Source organism: Caulifigura coniformis (assembly GCF_007745175.1).
Classification (GTDB): domain Bacteria; phylum Planctomycetota; class Planctomycetia; order Planctomycetales; family Planctomycetaceae; genus Caulifigura; species Caulifigura coniformis.
The window spans coordinates 4,512,664-4,529,839 of sequence record NZ_CP036271.1 but is presented as its reverse complement, the minus strand read 5'-3'; the positions used below and the strand labels follow the sequence as shown (position 1 = coordinate 4,529,839).

The window sequence follows — 17,176 nt, the reverse complement described above, 5'->3', positions numbered from 1 at the left end:
CCTCAGGATGGGCCGAAGAACGGGAGGCCTCCCCGGGCGCGTTGCGGGATTTCCCATACGTGACACCGCAACTGGGGAGGACTAGATTATTTGTGCCTCAAATTGCGTTGATGGCCCCGGCGCAGCGCCGGGGCGCCCGCCCTCCGAAGTTGCGAGTTCTCCATGTCTGAGCCCTCCCGTCGCACGTTCCTCAAAACCGCCGGCGCAGCTGTCGCTGCATCGCAGATCTACCCGACTGCTCCCGCCAGCGCTGCCGGCGCCAACGAGCGCATTCGCATCGGGTTCATCGGCCCCGGCGGTCGCGGCTTCGGCGCGCATGTCAAGACGCTCGCCAAGCACAAGAACGACGGCATGAACATCGAGCTGGCCTCGGTGTGCGACGTGTGGTCGGTTCAGCGCGATAAGGTCGCCAGCTACATCAAGGAAACGAACGGCAATGAGCCGTCGAAGTTCGTCGACTACCGCGACATGCTCGCCGACGGCAAAGTCGACGCCGTAGCGATCGGAACGCCCGATCACTGGCATCACAAGCAGATCGTGGACAGCCTCAAGGCCGGCAAGCACGTCTACTGCGAAAAGCCGATGACCAAGCAGGTCGAGGAAGCCCTCGACGTCGTCAAGGCCTGGGAAGCGTCCGGCAAGGTGATGCAGGTCGGCGTGCAGGCGACGAGCCAGCCCGTCTGGACCGAAGCCGGCGACATGCTCCGCGCCGGAAAGCTCGGCAAGGTGCTGATGTACCAGACCGAGTACAACCGCAACTCGTGGATGGGGCAGTGGCGCGATTACGCCCTCACGAAGGATATGACCCCCCAGTCGATCGACTGGAAACGCTGGCTCGGAACGGAAGAGGGTCTCGCGCCCGACATGCCGTTCGACCGCGAAGTCTACAAGCAGTGGCGCCGGTTCTGGACGTTCGGTTCGGGCATGTTCACCGACCTGTTCGTGCACCGCGTCACCATGATGCTCAAGGCGACCGGCCTCGGATACCCGGCCCGCGTCGTCGGCGCCGGCGGCATTTACCTCGAGTACGACGGACGTGACGTTCCGGACGTCGCCACGGTGGCGGCCGATTATCCGGAAGGCGTGCATGGACTCGTGTCGTCGACGATGTGCAACCAGGAAACCCGGATTCAGCAGTGCATCCGCGGGCACTTCGGCTCCTTCGTGTTCAGCGGCGATTCGTTCGAATTCATTCCGGAACGCCCGCAGATCACCAAGGACAGCAAGATCAAGGGGGAGACGTTCAACGCCAAACCCTGCCCCAACCACGACGTTGTCCACTTCAAGAACTGGGTCGACGCCATGCAGGCGAACGACCCCAGGATGGTCAACAACGATCCGGCCCTCGGCGCCGCGGCCGTCTCGACGGTCATCCTCGGCGCCCGCAGCTACCGCGAAGGAAAGGTCTTCCACCTCGATCCGAAAACCGGCATCGGCAGCGGCGATGGCAGCTGGGCGAAGCTCTGGGAGAAGCGTTCGGAACAGCGCGGCAAGCCCAATCACATCCCGGGCTGGACTGCCGGCGATTACGGCAGCACCATCGAAGACCAGCCCCACATGTCGCTGGCCGGCCCGTGGGTCAATGGCCAGCCCCCCCAGGGCGGCTGATGCTGCTCATCGGTGAACCCAGCGTCTGAAACGGAGACCCGCCTGTTCCGCAGTGGAACGGCGGGTTCTTTTTTTGGGGACCGGGTTTTACGTGACTTTGCGGTAAATCCCAAGGAATGTGCTGCAGTCCGGCCAAACAGGGATGAGCCGGTACGGCTAGGTAAGGGCAGGGCGTGCGCTGTTTTCTGCGCTGCCGCCTGTGAGGTCATCTGTGCAGCCCGATCAAAGTCTTCGGGACGGACACTGGCGTAATTGCTCTCTTGCACCTTGACCGAGTGTCCGAGCCATGCGGCCACGACGTGGTTCTGGAATCCCATCGCGAGAAGGTCGGTCTCACACGATCCACGCAGGCTGTTGAACATCTTCGGCCACGGCTCCAGGCCCGCCGCCCTGATCGCACATTCCAGACTTGATCCGAGCCGAACGGATTTCCAGTCGGGCTTCGCCTGTCGCTGCGTCCGCAGTCCGTCCAGGACAAAGACGGCGTTTTTTGGTGCTTCCGCTCTCCACTCCCGCAACTCGTCAAGGACACGAGCAAAGATTGGACTCTGTCGACTCTCTCCCCCTTCGTGCGCCTCTGTCTTTGGTGAGGTGATCGTCATTCTCAAGTTCTGCCAATCGAGGTCTTCCCAGCGCAGAGAGCCTGTCTCCGATGGGCACCGAAGCCCCCCGTACCTCGCAAGGACGACGTAAAGCCGTAACACCCGCGAACAGTGGGGTAGTAACTTGTCCACGATCTCCGACGACACGTACTCCTGACGCTGTCGTTTCCGCATTCCCGACTTCGGCATCGGTACGGAAGCGAATGGGTTCTCGCCGATCAGCTTTTTGGCGACGGCCTCTTTGAAGAACATCCTCGCGACTTGGATGCGCTTCTTGACGGACTCACCGCCAAGATCCTGATCCCGAATCAGATAGTCACGGAACGCCACTGCCTCGCTGCTGGTGATGGTCGCAATGTCCCTTGCATCGCCGAAGAACCCGACCAGGTTTCGCCGAACCTGTGCCCAAACCACCTTCGTGTTTTCCTTGGCCTTCGATCGCGGCTCAAACCAGTCCCGCAGGAACAGACCGAGCGTGACCACCTCTACTTCCTGTTTCTTCCGCTCCGAAGTCAGCCCGAACCTGGCCAGCTTGCGTGCCAGGTCGTCGCTGACTTGCGCCGCCCACTCAGCCGCCGCACGGTCCGGCTCGGTGCCCATGATTGACGCCGTAACAAGTGCCTCAACACGAAGGGCGATGGTCTGTGCAGTCTTCAAGGACACAGGCCCCAGGTAGAGCGTACGGCGTTTCTTCGCCTTGTCGATGAATTGCAGGCGGCGAGTTCCGTTCCGATCGGATGAAATCGAGGCCATTCAGCAAGTGCCCTTCACGCGGTGTGCATCTACGTAGCGGCGAATCTCTGCCGGCTCGAAAAGTACACGGTCCCCGAGCTTCACGCACCCGATTCGGCCGGCAGCTCGGTCCTTGTCGAGCTTTGAGGCCGACACTCGCAGGACTTTGATCGCTTCTTCTCGTGTCAAAAGTGCTTCCATGCTTCCTTCCTTGGAAACGAAAAGGCCCCGGCGAACGAAGAAGCCCGCCAGGGCCGTGTGATTGTCAAAACTACCGCGTCTGCGCCGTTGCGGCTGGCGGCTTCAATTCAGGTCAGCGGGCGACCACCCCGCCTCGCGATGCCGACGCTCAAGATCCTCGCGGACACAGTCGATCAGACCGGCCAAGACCTGGTCCACCTCCGGCGGCGTGTAGACCGCGTTGAGCAACTTGAACAGCCCCACCGCCGTGGCTTCTGTGTCCAAGTCGTCAGGTTCCGTAGGTGCGCCAATCGTCGTCACGATCCCGTCACGGATGAACTGCAAGGCGATGCACCGTCCGTCACGTTCGGGCGACATCAGTGGCTCACCTCAACACGGGCCGCGTACACCTTTCGCTTTGTCGGGTCTCCGGGCTTGAGCCCCATCGCGAGGTACGCCCGCCTCCAGGCGTCCTTCCGACCGCCGGAAAGGCTATGGATCGCAGTGCCGTGTACTGTGACCCCGACCGTGCACAGAGGGGCGACCGCCCGCCATGATGCCGCGAAGTCACGCAGGATGACCAGCGCAATCTTTGTGTCGGTGGCGTCTGCCGGCAGGAACGCCTTGCGACTGACTTCCGCCATCGGCTGACCACGGAACAAGGTCGGCAGTTTTCCACCGCGAAAATAGTCCAGCGCCGATGACTCCAGCTCACCGAGCCGAGCCTCCAGCTTCTGAAGCCGGGTCTCCGCGTCCAGCAATTGCTTGTTGTGGTCGATGGACGGATCGGTGAGCTTCAGCCTCTGGAAGTCATCGCGAAGCCGCTGGACTGCGACGGAGCGGTAAAGGGCCTGCACCGGCGGAGCGGCCTGATCCAGCAAGTGCCGACGAGCAAGCCCCGCGTGCCGGAAGGCCTTCGCGAATTGCTTGGCAATCGGCCTCAGGGCGTCACGCCGCTCCCTGTCGCCCATTTCCGTGGGGTCGCCCAGGGCCTGAATCATCACATCCAGGATATCCGTGTTCGATCCTGGAGCGGTGTTTTTCAGGTTCCGGATTTCCGCCCGTTGTCGCGGAATCGACGCCGTGAGACGTTCCAACTCTTCGACGAACTTGGCGACCTTGGCAACGTCATCAGAAAGGCAGTTAAACGCATCGAACGTGTACGCTCCGGGGAGCGGACTCAAAGCTACCATTGGTTAGGTTGGGTTCCTTAAAAGTGGTGGTGTCCCCGACCAAATGGCCGGAGTGTCGTCATCGTCTCGGCCAGGTGGCCGGCTCTGAGGGTGTCAAAGGCACAGGATGGGATTCCGTTGTCAGGTCAGGTCACTCGCCGAGCGCTCCCGCCGTGGTGGTAACGCGGTCCCTCAGAGACGGTGCCGTCCTCGTGCTTCCACACACTGCCGTCGAACCTCTCAACGACGCCTACCGTCGTGATCGCGTCTCGCCATCGGCCCTGGTTCGCGTGGTAGTACGCTTCGCGGATCGAACGGGCGGCGAGACTCGATTGGTGTAACCGGCGTGTCCACCGTAAAGCTGATAGATCCTGACACGCTTCCGAGTCGTGGGAGGGAACGACCTCAAGACGACACCAACCTGAAAAACACCACCCTCCCACCACGCTTCACGCGGCCTACCAGCCCTGCTTTTTCACCCTTGCTGAGCCGTCGCCTCGCCTCCGCATCTTCGATGTTCGCGGCGAGACAGAGTTGTGCAACTTCCCACCCTTCCTCGTCATCTGCCGGCAGAAGGGCGAACAGCGAATCGCTGGCGGCGCTCATTCCCTTCAGTGGCACGCGGCGTCCAATGAATCCATCAAATGTGTTGGTGATTTCCAGGCGGTAAGGCTCCGCATCATCTTCCCGGCTATCGAAGTCGAGATACGACTTGTCGGCACCGCTCTTCCGACTCAGGGACCACGTCGCATCGGACGCACCTTTAATCATGCCCGAGCCGGCGTATGTTCCAGACCCGCGAGAATTGTGGTGCAGGACGATCGGCGAAAGATCGTCAGCGGTTGCAAGGTCTCGGATCGGACACAGTGCTTCGGCGATCAGGGGGGAGTCGTTCTCCGCCCCCTTGGGCATGCCCTGAAGGAAGCAACTCCTCAGGCTGTCCAGGACAACAATGATCGGCCCGTCGTGCCTGGCCTCACTCCGAAGTGTTTCCGTACATCGTCGGATGTAGTCAACGTCGACCCGTTTCGGGATGAACTCTCGGAGCACAGGTCGAAACAGGCGTCGAAGGTTGTGGAGTTCTTCCTCAGAACGACAGGTCCGCCGGAGTCGTCCCACCATGTTCTTCTCTGGCGTCCGATCCGAGTTGAACCAGATGACCGCTGCCGGCTCTTTGCACTCGAATCCCAGGAACGGGCGACCGTTGACCGCATCGCCAGCGAGCTGAGACACAATTGCGGTCTTCCCGGCCATTGCTTCAGCGGAGAACAGCGTCGTCGCACCGCGTGGGAGCAGCCCCTTGAAGACATGCCCGGCCGCGAGCTGCTCGTCAGCAAGTCGTTCCCAGTCCGCGTAGCTGCCAAGTCCTAGTTCAGCCGCGTCCAAGCCGCCCACCTTCTCAGCCGACAACTGGTGCCCCCAACTCGAATTGCAACCCCTTGAAACGGTCTCGTTCTGCGAGGATTCGCAGGCGACCGGCCGCGACCCCGGCGCTGGCGATCCGGTTGAACCTTGGAATCGTCAGTCCGGCTGACATTGCCAGGTCCGCTCTCGACTTCAGCCCCCCACGAATTGCATCCTCAATTGCCGTGAGCAGTAGTTCATCTTCGTGCTTCATCACACCTTCCCTGAAGACCGGCGAGCAGCCGAGTCCAGCGACTTGCCGAACTCTCACTCTCGCCTGTGAGTTACATCAGAGCAGCCATACCCCGAAAAACCGGAAACTATCCAGATTCATACGTACAACTTTGTCTGCTCAGAGGACCTTCCGGCGGAGGAGCGGAGTCACTCCCATGCTGGAAAATTGCGAGCGAAGATGCTGATTGACCGCGTATGCGCGTAGGGCAATGCGCACCGTAGACCACAGACAGTCCGGCCATCGCAGCCAGGATAGACTGAATCCGTCCTCTCTTTTTTTTCCTTAGGAAAGAGAAAAAAAGAAAAACCAGAGTGTCCTTTCTCCTCCCCCACAAAACTTCGTTTTTTGTGGGAGGGAAAAGACTTGGTTCACTTTGACTTAGAACAACCTTCGTGAGCTGACAGGTAGCCGGAGAGTCGCCGTAGCCGGCGCTTCGTCAAGCGTGGGGACTACGGGGATCGTCCAGGAGACCAGAACACAGGAATCGGGAGGCTACAGGGAGTCTACAGGGAGTCGTCGGAGATCCAGGGCAGCGGATATCGCCGCGACCTGTGTCGGTGATCGCTCGGAATAAAAACCCTGTCGGCTCGTCAGGCTTGACCTAGGGGCTGCAGGGAGACGAGAGCACAGGGGTGCCGGATGAGTGGACGGACTTGGCGGCAATTGGTTACTACCAAGTAAAAACGATTCCCGCTGGATTTACGGCGTGAGGGCTCGGGCGATGCACGGACGATCTGCGATATTGCTGGCAAGCATTCTTTGGGTGACTGGCTGCGGGCAGCAGGGTGAAGCGCCCCTGGTAGCCGCACCGTCGAACGGCCCTATTGCTGTGAACGTGGATGCGCTTTCGGCGACGGTAACGCCGTGGTGGAATGTCCAGGCGTTTAACTGGGACGCCCCTGCCGTCGATTGGTCGACCATTACGCCGAATGAGCGGCGGCAGTTGTCTGGACTTTCTGGGGATGCCTACGTCAGCACGGGCGGCAACTCATGGCGCGTCGTCGAGTACCACCGTGGGTCGAAGGGCTTGAAAATGCGTGCGCAGGAAGAACGTCGAGGAGACAAGTGGACCCTACACGGTCCAGAAGTGTCGTACGAAACCGATGGCAGCTACGAGATATGCTTTCGCAAGGATGGCGAACTGCATGGTCCGCGGGTCGCGTTCGACGCTTCTGGTAAGGAGTTGTGGCGGCATGAATACGTGGACGGAATACAGCAGCTCGCAAACTGAAATCAGCTAGTCGGCGTCCAGGAGCGGCCTCAGGCCCTTCTTCGTCTTCTTCTCGGGTTTCGGTTCTGTCTTCTGGCGTGGCTCGGGAGGCTTACGGACCTTGCCGTCCTTGCCCATCCGCGGCTCCGGACTGGTGCTCGAACTGCTCACCGTGAGCAGTTCCCTCCGCATATTCAGGACGAACTGGTGTGACACCTTCGCCACTTCGGCCAGCTTGCGATCGGACCACTTGGCCCACTTCGAGTCGGCGAACTGTCATTGGATGACAGTTGCTTCCGAATCTCGGAGACGAAGTCGTTACGACCACCTGTCGACGCATGTGGTCGGACGTGTGCTCTTGAGGCTGCAGGGAACGCAGGCAATGCGTACGATCTAGGTCGTCCGAGTGGGCCAGCACAGTCAACCGCCCGGCAGGAATCTTGATGGCGATCTGGATGCGGCGTCGGGAATTTGCGGCGGCACTGATGGCGTTCGTCGCCTTTGGCCTGTTGCTCACGATTTTCGTATCAATCATCAACCGCTCGCCGTACTCAGGTCGGGATTTCACCCTGCGGGAGTTGGCCGGCTCATATTCGTACGACGATGACCGCAGCGGTCAGTATCATGGCCTCCGTAACGACCGAGCGGTCCTGAAGCTGAATACTGACGGAAGCTACGAGGCCGAAGGGGACTTGTCCTTTCAAGTCACCGACAGCATCCGGCAGCATGTGCTCTGTGGGGCCAGCAAGGGCACGTGGAGAGTGCGACTTCAACGGCGAAACGACATCAGCGAAGGAACGCTGGTCGTGCTGGAGTCGTCATTAGCAGAGAAATGCAGTATCGGCCCATTCTTCATCTTGGAGCGTGACAACGGTCTGTTTTTGGTTAGCTGGAATGACGGCTTCGCTGACGTGGTCTTGGCTCGGCATGTCGAATGATTCGGGTAGCCGGGCTGTCAGTCGCAGCCTTGGTACAGGCCCACTACGCAGACTCCTACGGGCCACATAAAACCCAGACCGAGCACTATCCACTGCGTCAGGCCCTGGAGTGCGAATGACACGGCAACGGCTGCGAGGCACGGCCCCAGGTAGATAAGAATGACTGTCAAATCCAGGAGGATGGTGCAGAGTTCACGCCGTTTGATTTTCATGATGACTAGCTAATGAACTGCTCAGAGGACGGTAGACGTAGTCAAGCCTCCTGTGTCTGGATAGCCCGCTTGATGATCCGGGAAATCGTCGACGGGTGCCAGCGACATCATGCCGCCGAAGCCCGCTCCGCAATGCGCTGAACGCTTCGTGGATGCCAGTCTGTTCCGGACGGCGCTGCGACGTGTGCTAGGTTCAAGCTCCGTGCGATGGCTGCCCACGACAGCCCTGAGGCTGCGTCGACCTGGATGCGGGCAATGACATCCTGTTCGGCCTGGTCTGCAATGAGCTGATTCTTGACAGCCCGGAACCCGTAAACCCGGCGCGTGTAGACCTCGCCACGTTCCTTCTTCTGTGCCAGTGCCTTCCGTGTCCTGGATGCAATGCTGCGGAGTTCGTGGTCAGAAATGATTGAAAGCACACCAGCCAGGAGAAGGGCTTCGTCGGAACCGGAGTTGTCACCGTGAACAACGAGTAGCCGTGCCCCTTTCCGCTTGGCCTCCTTCATCATCATCGCGATCGCAACGCTATCACCGAGCCGGCAGTGTTTGTGGACGACTACGGTAGATCCCCGCTTGATCGACGACAGCAAGGCTGACATCGCCGGGCGCTCGGTCAGGTAGGTCGACCTGGACACACCACCATCGGTGAAGACTGCTGAGACCGAGAGCCCTTGCGATGCTGCGAACGCTCGACACTCCGACTCCTGGACCTCCAGGCCGAGACCTGAAACCCTGGCTTGTTCGTCTGTGCTGACACGGCAGTAGATGAAGGTCGCGGACATGATCGTGGGGCCTCAAGCGGTGAGGGGAAAGCGGTAGGCCTATCATCGTCAAGCGTGGGTATATGTCAATGACTATGTGTGTGTATTACTGCTGATATTGTCAGATTCTGAAAGTGGTATTCGGAGTGGTATCGCTGGTGTTGTTGTGGGTCATTGCCAGGGCTTCCACGGTCGCGTTGTAGGGCATGGCAGGTCGGGCGGTGGGTGGGGTTGGGCGATGAGATTCGGGGACGTGGGCGAGGCTGTCAGGGGCGTCAGCGATGATGCCAGGGATGGGTGCTGCAGGAGGGGTCAGGGCTAGCAGTGGGTGGTGGTGGATGGGTTGTCCCAAAAATGCCATTTACTGACACGATGTCACTAAAATGGACACGCTGACTGCCAGTCTTTCCGATCCCCTGACAAGGCCTGCAGTTCCGCCTGGTAGCCAGGTGCACCCCTGGAGGGTTAAATCGGACAATGGGAACGGAGTGTCCGATGTAAGGCATGACTGGGTAGTGACTTGCACTACATGCACCCTGCCCGGCTTTAGACAGAGACTCTCCCGCAGCGGGGTCCGGGGAAGAACCCCACCTGCAGACTTTTCCTACACTTCACAACCTCCCAGAGCGGCCTTTTCCCTGCACTTCTGTGCTGGTGACACCCATTTCCCCAAAGGTGCAAGAAGTTTTACTTCCCGCCCTGCACCGAGCGCCCTGGACCACTCCCGTTCGTCAGCCCCAAGCACCTTTTGACCAGCCCTACGCACCCTTGAGAGCACTCTACCCGGCCCCACTCCCGGCTTACGTTGCCAGGCCGCACAGGATGCCCGTAGACAGCCCCTGGCAGCCTGACCGCTACCACCGCATTGCCAGCCCACAGAGCGCGTAGGCGAGGCGCGTAGGGCCTCAGGAAAGTTGTACGTATGAATCGAGACACTTCGTTGATGAGCGGTCATCGTGTGCTATGACAGACGCAGACACACAGGCAGTCCATGACACACACAGGAGTTGATTTGATGGCTGACCAGACCCTGGTCGACGAGGTGGTAGAGGCCGTGCGGAGTGGTACGGCAAGTTCCCGTTCAGAGATCGCAGCCGCCCTTGGTTTCAGCACAGGCCGGGCGACGACGCTGATCGGTCATGCGATCCGGACACGGAGACTCCGGCTGGCCGGTCGAGATCGCTTCCAGTCGCCCACATATGAGGTCGTCCAGGGACAGCCTTCGGCAGTATGCCACGAGCTGGCGGGAGCGTGCATCTAATGGAGTCGGAACAAATGCTGTTCGACGGCTTCCTCTGCGAAGCGACGATTGCCGATGAGGGCCGGAAGACGGAGACCATCAAGAACGTACTCTTGTGCGGGCTTCACTCCCTCAACGGCAGGGCTATCCCGGCTTCGGCATTCGGCGGCGCTGAGCGTGCCCGGAAGCTCTATGAGGGCACCCACGTATACCTCGACCACGACCTAGGCGCGGGCCTTTCCCGGAAGGTGCAAGAGCTGGCGGGCGTCGTCGAGAACGTCCGAGTTGACCACCTTGGTCGCCCCCGTGGTGACATTCGCCTCAACGGCAACAAGGCAGGTGACGAACTCCGGGAACTGGTGGCGTTCTCCGTCAAGGCCGAGAAGCACGGAGCCAGGCTCAAGGACGTGGGGATGTCCCATGTCGCCCGCTACACCTTCAGTTCGTTTGATTCGAGCACAGTCCAGTCGGTCGACGAAGTTTTCTCGGTGGATGTAGTCATCCGCCCCGCTACCACTCAGGGTTTTCATGAGGGTAGCCAAACTGTGCCGGTGAAGACTGCAGCGGAGTTCCTGGAATCGCTTGGCGTCGACCTCCGGATCTCCGATACGGGGCCACTCGACTACGCGTTCAATGAGCGGGCGATGTTCGATCGCACTCAGTCGGCAGACGATGACACCGGCTTCGATCCTTCCGATGCCCTGAGCACGCTGAGCGGCTGCATGGCCGAAGAGGCAAAGGCCCTCGACAATCTGACCTTCGTTTAACTGATCCTTGAAAGCCCCCTGACCTGTTGTCAGGGGAACCCATGCCCCATCGCCGAGCCATGCGGCGGTGGGGTTTTCTCCATTTATAGGAGTCAAACAACATCGCAACAGAACAGCTTAAATACGACTTTGAACTGAACTTGGCTCGGGCGGAGCGGAATATCGACCGCTTCGTGACCAGCATCGAAAAGCGGTTCGACCGCGTGTCGGGCCGACTCGAACGATCACTCGAAAAGGCGTCGAAGGGCTTCGGCGGCACGGGGACCGGGGGCAGTGGCGGGGGCTTCCGCTCGTGGGAACGGGACATAGACCGGGCCGTGAAACGGCAGACCTCTGCAGAACGGGAGATTGCCCGCCAGCAGAAACAACGCGAACGGGAGATCGCAGCCGACAAGCGTCGTCACGAACGCGAAGAAGATCAGCGAACCGCCGCCCGTGACCGTCGACGTGCTGAGCAGAATCGCCGGATTGAACGGCACAGCACTTTCAATCAGGTGGCCGATATTCGTGCTGGTGCGATCCGTAGTCGTGAAAACGAGCTGGTCGACAACGAAGCCGCTATTGCGCGAGCGCAAAAGGCATGGCAGACCTATCAGTCGGAACGTGTCCGGATCGCTCAGCAGTCCAGTGGAAAGAACCTGTCGATCATCCGGGCCGAAGTCGCTGTCGCCGAACAACTTTACCGGCGTGAGATGACAGCAGCGATCGGGATGGCGAACGGTGGCATGAGCGGCGGTCGTCGTGGCATGCGTGGACGCGGTGCCGAGTTCATCTTCCAGGGCCAGCAGATGATCGAGGACTACTCGTACGCCGGGTTTCGAGGGCTGAGTAACAACTTGGCATTCCTCGGTGCAACACTCGGCGGACCCGCAGGTATCGCCGTGGTGCTGGGAGTCGCTGCAAAGGGTGCATACGACTTGTACCAATCCTTCAAACAGGCCGGTTCCGGTGCCGGCGAGATGGCCGATCAAATTGCGATGGCATCGACCCGGCTGGAAAGGTTTGCGGCAGCACGCCAGCAACTCAGGCAGGAAGCGTTGGATTTCTCCGTGCCCACGAATCGCCGTGAACTCGACCAGCGGGACGCCGACCTACGCTTTCGTCGCCAGAGGGCCGGTAACACGGCTGGTCTTGAGGCCGATGAGAAGAACCTGGAACTCCTCAAACGAATGAAGCAACTCCGCGAGAGTGCTACGGAGTCTTATTGGTGGAAGTCGATGGGATCGTGGGCACCCGGTCCGGTCGTCGACAAGTTCGTCAGCAAAATGGGCCGGTTCGAGGACCTCAAACGGCAGCTATCCGATCCGGGTGTTGCAGCCGATCCTGACAAGATCGGAAACGAGATCGCCAAGCTGCAGCAACGCATCGCGGCAAGACGGGATGAGATCGCCACCGAAAACGAAGCTGTAGCCCTAGGCGAGCGGCGGCTGATGAACCAATTGCTGACGGTCGACGCTCTGGAGTCCGCAGCACAGAAACAGGAGCGACTGACCTCCAGCATCGAACGCCAACTCGACATAGAACGGCAGCTCGTGGAGACCGCGAAGCGGCGTGCTGAATCCATCGGCGATGCCGCGTATCAGCGTGGCGATTCGTTCGGCGGGAAGGCCTTCGATGCTCAGGGTTCAATCCTCGCCCGCCAGTGGCAGACACGGACGGAGCGTGCCCAGCACAACGACCGGGTCACACAAACCCACGCCTTTCGTCGGATGTTCGGAGCCGATCCGAGCAATCACGCCCTTGGCGGTCAGTTTCAGCAGTGGATGAGCGGTCGTCAGGAAGCCATCGCCAAGCAGGGCGAGCGGCTTGAGGAAAAGGCTCAGTTTGACCTGGCGAAGCAGAGGGCCGATATGTTGAAGCAAAGGGGCGAAGAGCAATTGGCACAGGCTCAGCGTTTCGCCGAGAAGGGGAACATCGACCGTGCTGGTGACTTCTTTGACCGTGCTCGTGGATCGTTCTCGTCAGTGCAGGATCTGCAACTGACATGGGCCAATCGGGGAACCGATCCCGCGAAGCAGCAGGCCTTCCTCAACGAAGCGAAGCAGTCAGAGAGCTGGATGAGCGGCGTAGACAAGGCCGAACTGGCAGCGAATGAAAAAGCAGCAGCCGGAGCACAGGGGAAGATCGGTGTGCTTGAGTCGATGACCCGATCGGTGGAGGAGCTGGCTGCCAGGGCCGAGCAAATGACCATCTTCAAGGAGGCTGACATGGCGAAAGCTCGCGGGCTGAACTCTCAACTCGACGGAATGATCCAACGTCTGGAGCGAATCCAGGGAATGTCGGCCGGAGTTGTCGGAGGCGTTGGAGGTGGTCGCGGAATTCCCGGTCGAGCACAGGGAGGACCTGTGTCGGCGAACTCTCCGTACATCGTCGGTGAGAGGGGCCAGGAGCTGTTCATCCCGAACACCGGCGGTCAGATCGTCAACGCGACTGACACCCGCCGTCTTCTCAGTGGCGGACAGCGGCAGTCGCCGAACATCGCAACGACAACGAGTACATCGTTCACCAGCAACTTTGGTGGTGTGACGATCAACACGGCTACGGTCGACCTTCAGGACATCCAGCGGCAAACCGACTGGCGTCAGAAGGCGTCTAAGGCCCGGATGGGAGGCTGACTGGTGCCCGTAGAACAGACATTCGGAGTCGTCACCGTTGTCAGCCGTGAGCGGGTTACAAGCCTGCTCACGATCGTCGCCGGTGACACATACGGTGAGGACGCCGGCCAGTTCGTGGTGGTCAGGGTTCAAGACGACAGCCTTCCGGACCTGTCATCGGCAACGCTGACTTTCACCGCCAAACACAGGTTCGCCAATGCGATGATCTCAGGCACGGGTGTGCTGGTGTCGCAAACCTCATCGGGGGTGGAGATCAACGTCTCGATTCCTTCGACCGAAACGGCCAAGGGCCGGGCCTATCACGGCGAAGGATGGCTGTTCGATCTACAGGCCGATTTCGGCGAAGGCGTGAAGCGGACTATTGCAGGCCCTTCCGCACCGTGCCGAGTGCTGGCCGACCAAACGTGCTGATTCTGTTTCCGGTCCCTCACTGCCTCACGGTAGTGGGGGATTCTTTTATAGGCGATCAATAAATGTAGGCTACAGGAGAGTAGTGCCTTGTAGCCTACAATTAGCCTACTAATGTTTTCTGGCAATTGTAGTCTTGCCTTCCGTGTTCGTTTGGCGGATGTTTCACACACACTATCCAAGACACTCGGAGAAAGAATTGATGATCTACCACAACCGTCTGACCGATGCTTTTCGCTCGATCGAGAACGCGACAGCAAGCCAGAGTTACGCAGTTCGATTCCTGCGGGAAAACTATCTGCCCGCTGGAGACCTGGTCGACCTCGCCCACGAGGCCTGCGAGGGACTTGGCCGGGAACGGCTCGCCACGCTTCCCGGAATGCTTGAGACCTTGGCGGCTGATCCTCGGGTCGTTGACGCCCTTGGTGGCCTGGACATCACCCGTGTGTTCCTTGGGCTCGCGATCACCGCAGCGACAAGGGCGGCAGGCGAATCAAACTGACGGCCAATACGATTCTGGCTCACGGCTCGTGAAATCACACCCACGGCCCGTGGATTCAGATTCACGGCCCGTGGAAACACACGCTTAGCACGTGGATTAACTCTCACAGGCCGTGGGGCACCTGATACTACGCGTGCATGCACTCAAGTCCGTATAGTACCGTGCCTTGCTATACGCAGAATCTTTTCCTCAAGAGACACTTTGTCACTTGCGTACCTGTGCGCCGCCCTTATGGTTCGATGCTAGGGTATTCACTGGGCGGACGCTTCTAGCGCTGGCCACTTTCTTGAGACCTGTGTTTTTGGGGACCGGCCTACGGTGCGCCGGCCACCCTCATTTTTCGATTGCCGGGCTCAATGCTTGGCCTAACCACGTAGGAGTATGTAATGAGCGCTGTTCTGATTGATGGAGAACGTATCTGGTCCCCTGAGTTTGCCCGTGGTCGCGGCTATTACACGGTGGACGGCTGCCATCTTCGAGGGTTCGCGCCCCCGAGGGATGGGGTTGAGGACTTCGTACTAAGAGGCCGGCCATACTACCACGTGAGTCGGTGCGAAGAGATCGTTACGAGGTCCAGGGCGAAGAAGACCGGACGTTCCGTGCCGGAGGGACTTGAGCCGGAAGGCTACGTCAAGACGCCGTTCGGCGAGTATCCGGCATTTCGCGTGTCGGACTGTGAAAGAAGAGCCGCGCGTAGTACGCGCTGATTGTAAGTCGACACACCGTAAACACGCCGTCTTTTTTGTTAGAAGGAGATCGCAATGGATATCAAAGCATTCCGGGCCGAAGCTGAAGAGCGGCCAACATCAGAGATCCTGCTCATACTGGCGAGCCTCTCAGAACGGCTCGAAGCTCAGGTTGAACACCTCAACGAGTTGGGCGATGAACTGGCTCGTCGAAAGGAGTCAAGTGAAGTCGGGCCAACGATCGTTGTCGATCGGGAGCGGGGCGGTGCCGAAATCGACGGTGTGTTCTACACGAAAGAGGAAATGGCCGGCTGGCTCGACCAGATTGAGGAAGGCGGGCGTGACTTCGACGACGAATGACGCTGACACACTGAGGGCGGGATAGCCTTGGTGTTCAGCACGCCTGTGTTTTTGACCATCCCGTTCCGGTCTGCTGAAACGACAACACCCCCGATGGCCGTCATTGGCTGTCGGGGGTGTCGTTCATCGCTAGCACCTGTTGGAGACCATCGCTCGCCTTTGCGGCAATGAATCGAACTCGTCCCTTTCCAGCCCTAACCACCGCCTTGACGAATGGCCCAGCACCGGCCTGCCCTCGGCGACTAATGATCGTCATGGTGCGTTCGACTCCGCCGTTCAGCCACTGTCCAATATACTCGTTCACATGTTCGTCTCGGAATGAGTATCCAACGACCACAAGTTCGCTCGCTCTGTGCAGTTCTTCTCTGAATGCGAACAAGAGGTCAAGGAATGGCCCCTTTGCAGTTAACTTATTCCGGTGTCCAAACACTACTGCCGGAAGGTGCTTGTCCTTTCCGATGTCTTCAGGGGCAACCTTCGAGATAGCTCGTGTCCGATATGGGCGTTCTGGCGTGGGCTTGGTGTCCGCCGACACCCAGTCTATTGATCCATGCAGCTTCATCAGCTTGATGTCAGCATGCTCGAACATGACTGTGCCGGTCTCGGACCAGCTCTCGACTCCATCACTAACGGTGAGGCCAGCTTGCTTGGCGTACAGTTCCACGGCGTTGTCGTAGTTCAAGCTCGCAATCGCCAGACCATTCTGACGCCTAGAAAGCTCACCCAATGCGGCCAGATACTCGACTCGACTACCGTCAGTAATCCACACGACGTCGACTAGGAAGTGAAGCAGCTGAGTAGCCAGCTTTCCGTATAGACCAGCGGACTGGACGTTCGCAGCGTCGCTAAGCACCTGGCCGAGGGTCTCCGCAGCGGGATCTCTTCGTGTCAGCCCGGCCACGGAGAACCTTGATCGACGCATACGATCGACCCATTCCTGCAGGGCTTTGCGAATCGTATCCGTAATCGCACCCTCCACCCCCCGTACCGAGTTACTGCCAAAAGACGGTCCCCTTCCAGCGTGCTGCTTGACGGCGTCCTGTATCGCACGGTCAATGGTCCCACTACCTAAAGTGTTTGGAAACTGTGGAATGCCGTTCTGGAACTGACGGAAAAGCTCGTCAAAGATCGTGTTTAGCACATGCTGCACCCTCCCACTGGCGACAGTTGCTCGATCGAGCTGCTCCACCATCTGGTGCCAAGATCCGATGAACGCAACGCCCTCAAAGTCTTCTCGATGGGCGAGAAGCTCGACGGCGCGAAACAACTCCTCAACGTCGATTCCGTCCAGAGGATTGTGGCCGCTCATTCCGGTTCGAAACATCAGCCCGCCCACGATGAAGTGAATCATCGGCACTAGACGTTTGTCTTTCGTCTGCACGACGCGAGCGACAAGTTCTTTGGTCATCTCGACCGAGGTTGGGACCTTCGCATCACCCGAAGCGCCAGCACCGAAGAGAAGAAGTTTCATTGATCCGCCGGAAACAGAATCTTATGCGGTCGACAAGTGAGTCCAACTCGTGATACCTCACATAGTCGCATCT

At 59.5% G+C, this 17,176-nt stretch carries 16 protein-coding genes; 9 read left to right on the top strand and 7 right to left on the bottom strand.

The genetic code is table 11. The features are described from left to right. The first annotated feature begins 162 nt into the window (after positions 1 to 162). Positions 163 to 1,608 carry a Gfo/Idh/MocA family oxidoreductase gene (locus tag Pan44_RS18280; RefSeq protein WP_145031841.1) on the top strand — a complete coding sequence of 482 codons (1,446 nt, stop codon included), beginning with the start codon at positions 163 to 165 and terminating at the stop codon, positions 1,606 to 1,608. On the opposite strand, the gene Pan44_RS18275 is transcribed toward Pan44_RS18280, so the two are convergent. From Pan44_RS18275 to Pan44_RS18260, 4 genes are all read right to left on the bottom strand, one after another. Beyond that, entirely contained in the window at positions 1,527 to 2,963 is a 1,437-nt protein-coding gene (locus Pan44_RS18275) for a tyrosine-type recombinase/integrase (protein WP_145031838.1), read from the bottom strand. The genes Pan44_RS18280 and Pan44_RS18275 overlap by 82 nt on opposite strands. A gap of 282 nt (positions 2,964 to 3,245) precedes the next feature. Beyond that, entirely contained in the window at positions 3,246 to 3,500 is a 255-nt protein-coding gene (locus Pan44_RS18270) for a hypothetical protein (RefSeq protein ID WP_145031836.1), read from the bottom strand. After that, a complete protein-coding gene (locus Pan44_RS18265; protein ID WP_145031833.1) occupies positions 3,500 to 4,315 on the bottom strand; it encodes a hypothetical protein in 816 nt (271 codons plus the stop codon). The genes Pan44_RS18270 and Pan44_RS18265 overlap by 1 nt, the downstream gene beginning before the upstream one ends. A 384-nt stretch (positions 4,316 to 4,699) precedes the next feature. Next, positions 4,700 to 5,680 carry an AAA family ATPase gene (locus tag Pan44_RS18260; RefSeq protein WP_197453439.1) on the bottom strand — a complete coding sequence of 327 codons (981 nt, stop codon included), beginning with the start codon at positions 5,678 to 5,680 and terminating at the stop codon, positions 4,700 to 4,702. Positions 5,681 to 6,654: 974 nt separating this feature from the next. Between Pan44_RS18260 and Pan44_RS18255 the strand changes: the two genes are divergently transcribed. After that, on the top strand, positions 6,655 to 7,164 hold the full coding sequence (locus Pan44_RS18255; RefSeq protein ID WP_145031826.1) for a toxin-antitoxin system YwqK family antitoxin: 510 nt from the start codon (positions 6,655 to 6,657) through the stop codon (positions 7,162 to 7,164). Positions 7,165 to 7,170: 6 nt separating this feature from the next. Here Pan44_RS18255 and Pan44_RS18250 read toward each other — a convergent pair whose 3' ends face one another. Then, positions 7,171 to 7,368, bottom strand: coding sequence for a hypothetical protein (locus Pan44_RS18250; protein ID WP_145031823.1), 198 nt, complete (start codon positions 7,366 to 7,368; stop codon positions 7,171 to 7,173). 218 nt (positions 7,369 to 7,586) lie between these two features. Between Pan44_RS18250 and Pan44_RS18245 the strand changes: the two genes are divergently transcribed. Next, positions 7,587 to 8,081 (top strand): hypothetical protein, encoded by a 495-nt coding sequence (locus Pan44_RS18245; protein ID WP_145031820.1) that lies wholly within the window; start codon positions 7,587 to 7,589, stop codon positions 8,079 to 8,081. 319 nt (positions 8,082 to 8,400) lie between these two features. On the opposite strand, the gene Pan44_RS18240 is transcribed toward Pan44_RS18245, so the two are convergent. Beyond that, positions 8,401 to 9,075 carry a recombinase family protein gene (locus Pan44_RS18240; RefSeq protein ID WP_145031817.1) on the bottom strand — a complete coding sequence of 225 codons (675 nt, stop codon included), beginning with the start codon at positions 9,073 to 9,075 and terminating at the stop codon, positions 8,401 to 8,403. 994 nt (positions 9,076 to 10,069) lie between these two features. On the opposite strand from Pan44_RS18240, the gene Pan44_RS18235 reads away from it, so the two are divergent. The 6 genes from Pan44_RS18235 (at position 10,070) to Pan44_RS18210 (ending at position 15,632) form a co-directional block, all read left to right on the top strand. Continuing rightward, positions 10,070 to 10,315, top strand: a complete 246-nt coding sequence (locus Pan44_RS18235; protein WP_145031815.1) for a hypothetical protein — start codon at positions 10,070 to 10,072, stop codon at positions 10,313 to 10,315. Beyond that, entirely contained in the window at positions 10,315 to 11,061 is a 747-nt protein-coding gene (locus tag Pan44_RS18230; RefSeq protein ID WP_145031812.1) for a hypothetical protein, read from the top strand. Before Pan44_RS18235 ends, Pan44_RS18230 begins: the two co-directional genes overlap by 1 nt. Positions 11,062 to 11,378: 317 nt before the next feature. Next, complete coding sequence (locus Pan44_RS18225; RefSeq protein WP_145031809.1) at positions 11,379 to 13,676, top strand: PCRF domain-containing protein; 2,298 nt, start codon at positions 11,379 to 11,381, stop codon at positions 13,674 to 13,676. A 3-nt stretch (positions 13,677 to 13,679) separates the two neighbouring features. After that, positions 13,680 to 14,087 carry a hypothetical protein gene (locus Pan44_RS18220; RefSeq protein ID WP_145031805.1) on the top strand — a complete coding sequence of 136 codons (408 nt, stop codon included), beginning with the start codon at positions 13,680 to 13,682 and terminating at the stop codon, positions 14,085 to 14,087. 199 nt (positions 14,088 to 14,286) lie between these two features. Then, positions 14,287 to 14,586, top strand: a complete 300-nt coding sequence (locus Pan44_RS18215) for a hypothetical protein (protein ID WP_145031802.1) — start codon at positions 14,287 to 14,289, stop codon at positions 14,584 to 14,586. Between the two features lie 761 nt (positions 14,587 to 15,347). Then, a complete protein-coding gene (locus tag Pan44_RS18210) occupies positions 15,348 to 15,632 on the top strand; it encodes a hypothetical protein (protein ID WP_145031799.1) in 285 nt (94 codons plus the stop codon). Between the two features lie 100 nt (positions 15,633 to 15,732). Here the strand turns inward: Pan44_RS18210 and Pan44_RS18205 are convergent, their stop codons facing one another. After that, a complete protein-coding gene (locus tag Pan44_RS18205; protein WP_145031796.1) occupies positions 15,733 to 17,103 on the bottom strand; it encodes an SIR2 family protein in 1,371 nt (456 codons plus the stop codon). Positions 17,104 to 17,176: the final 73 nt, after the last annotated feature.